At 54.5% G+C, this 2838-nt stretch carries 2 protein-coding genes; both read left to right on the top strand.

Annotated features, from left to right (window positions below):
* On the top strand, positions 1–1931 hold a 1931-nt coding region (locus PLL20_22115), incomplete at its 5' end, for a right-handed parallel beta-helix repeat-containing protein (GenBank protein ID HPD32695.1).
* A gap of 60 nt (positions 1932–1991) precedes the next feature.
* Positions 1992–2603 carry a PEP-CTERM sorting domain-containing protein gene (locus PLL20_22110; protein ID HPD32694.1) on the top strand — a complete coding sequence of 204 codons (612 nt, stop codon included), beginning with the start codon at positions 1992–1994 and terminating at the stop codon, positions 2601–2603.
* Positions 2604–2838 lie beyond the last annotated feature (235 nt).

The raw sequence follows: 2838 nt of genomic DNA, 5'->3' as shown, positions 1-2838 counted from the left end.
AATGGACGTTCGGCTATGACCCGAACGCGTCTCCGCCCATCGTATTGTATCCGCCTGATCCGGGGTACGACCCCGTGAGCCATACTTATGCGTGGCCGCTTGGATCGATAGATCCGAATGCTTCCGGCTGCGTCCAACTTACCGTCGTGGTCAACGAGGGAGCGGAGCCGGGGCGGTATCTGCACAATGTGGCGGAATTGTGGACGACAGTATATGATCCCAACGGACTTCAGGGCACCGTCGTTGCACGGGCAATGGTGGACACGTTAGTGTGTTGCTGGGACACCAATGGAATTCTCTACGTCGACAAGGAAGCCGAAGGGGCGAATAGCGGCGTAAGCTGGCACGACGCGTATGTTGACTTGCAGAGTGCTCTCTTGCGGGCAAGAACGACCGAATGTGCCGAGGCCTACCTGATCTATGTCGCCGAGGGAACGTACAGTCCGGGCGATGACGAGGATGATACATTCGATGTGCCGAATGGCGTTTACGTCTACGGCGGCTTCAAGACAGGCGGGTGTGCCTTTGAAGAACGCGATCCGAAGCGGTACAAGACGATTCTTACGGGCCGCATCGACGAGACCACACGGAACGATACCATCGTAACGATGGGGCACGAGACCTTGCTGGATGGGTTCACGGTTACGCAGAGTTCCATTCTGGGGCAGGGCATCTACGGCACGGGAGCAGATTTCGCCGTGGAGAATTGCACCATTGAAAAGAACTACGGCTACGGCATCCGTGCATCAGATGGCGATGTCAGCGTCAGATGGTGTAACATCATCGGCAACGAGTTGGATGGGATTCGACACGATGGTGAGGGTTTTGCTCTGTACGTCGAAAACTGCTGGGTCAGGCGGAGCGGTCAATATGGGATTCGGTGCACTGATTCAACGCCGATAGCAAGGAACGCCATCATTTCTGAAAGCGACCTCATGGAAGCAGGGAATGCAGGGGTCCGCATGATCAATCCGACCTACTCGCCACTCTTGCAGAATGTCACGATTGCTCATAATAAGGCAATGGGCGTTTCCCTTGTCGGCAGTACACTCCCAGAAGTGCAAAACTGCATCATTTACCACAACAACAACCACAACAACAACGCGGGGCCACAGCTTGCGGGTTTCTCAGCGGATGACGCGGCCTGGTACAGTTGCATTCAGGACTGCAACAGCGTGAACGATAACATCAACATCGATCCGCAGTTCGCGTATTTCGACCCGAACAACGTCCGCATCGCGTACAGTTCACCGTGCAAAGACACCGGCAACCCTTCCCTGAGCTACACCGAACAATTGGAGATGGATCGCAAGGACAGGGTCTACGGGATGGCAGTGGACAGGGGGGCTTATGAAGTCACGTGTGAAGACACTTCGAACGACTGGGATTGGAATGCAGACGGGATCGTAAATCTCAGAGAATTCGGTCGATTTGCAGCGGTTTGGCGTGCACACGATCCCAACGACCCTGCGGTCACCGATCCCAATCACCCCGACCACGAGTATGTGACCGAACCGAACAGTCCGGGGTATGTAGCCCCGGAGGCTATGGCGTTGTGGTATCCTGATGGGTATCCATACAACTTCTCGGCCACAGGCCCAAGCCAATATGCCATTGATGTGGCCGATCTGGCCATATTTGTAGAAGACGCCCCTTGGCTATGGATGGCTTGCTGGCTTACTGAGGGTGAACTGCTGGAGATGGGCTTCGGAGAAGAGAGTCAGATGGGAATGATGGCTTTCGAGGCACAGCCTGTTGAGCAGGAGCCAGCCGAGTCCCAGATCAAAGCTTTGGTCAACCTCATTGGCCCGCTTGAAAGCCTATGGCTTGCCGACCCGGACATTCAACAGGAGATCGACTCCACCGACTGGCAAGAGTTTATGGATGCCCTTTACGACAATCTCCTTGAGGTCTACCTGAGTACCCAATAGGGCATTGACATGGGGATGACAGTGGTGTATAATGTCTTTGTTATTCTAAGGAGACGTATGATGAAAAGAATGCTGTTGCTGTTCGCCTGTTGCCTCTATCCAGCCTATGGTGGTTATGAGTACGCCGACCGCGTGATAGCGGCCGGTGAGTACGCGTATACGCTCGATTGGCTCAGCGGTGTTCTTGTTGTTGATGGCGGGGGGGCAGATTGGATAGAGGTTCGCAATTCCAGCCGCCTTGAAGTGTGGTCCACGAGCGTCCCCCTTGGGCTTGATGTGGGTGGGATAATGGATTTGGTGATTCTAAACAGCCATCTGGACTATTATGGCGGCTTGACTGAAGAACTTACCATTGGTGGGCAGAACGCCACAGTTTATCTCGCTGGCGGCCGAATTGACTTCATCAGCAGCTACCAATACGTAACATGGGTAGACGGCAAACCGACGGGCCAGCACATTCACATTCACGCTCAAGACGGTTGGGAGTGGAAGTACGAAAACGGCCTGATAAAGGGCGTCAAGGGCTTATGGCTTGATGGTTCAGCATTTGACATAAGGTTCATTGACAAGGCTGGCTACGACCCCGTTTGGGTAAACGTGTACATCCCCGAACCGGCGAGCCTGTTGCTGATGGGCTTCGGAGCTTTTCTCCTCCACCGGAAGCGTGATTAATCGCTCGGAAGGGCCTCTGGGAAACCGGAGGCCCTTTTTCGATTAAGCCGCTATGAACTTGTAAGAGAGCGTGCGCTGTCCGACTATGACCGGGACTCTTGAAGGTACTTTCAGGCGACTGGGCGGATTTGGCCGCGATGCCAGTCAAAGGTGAGTTTTTGTAGTTGGGTAGCGCACGGTGTGACGTTGTTCGGGCCGTAGAAGTTGTGGCCCGCGCCTTCCTTCCACCCGTAGA

The sequence above is a fragment of the Phycisphaerae bacterium genome (assembly GCA_035384605.1).
Lineage (GTDB): Bacteria > Planctomycetota > Phycisphaerae > UBA1845 > PWPN01 > JAUCQB01.
The sequence above is the reverse complement of the archived record's forward strand: the minus strand, read 5'-3'. Positions and strand labels throughout refer to the sequence as shown.

What these genes read in the sequence shown, in the direction of transcription:
- PLL20_22110 (HPD32694.1), top strand. Translation starts at nt 1,992, where the DNA reads ATGAAAAGAATGCTGTTGCTGTTCGCCTGTTGCCTCTATCCAGCCTAT.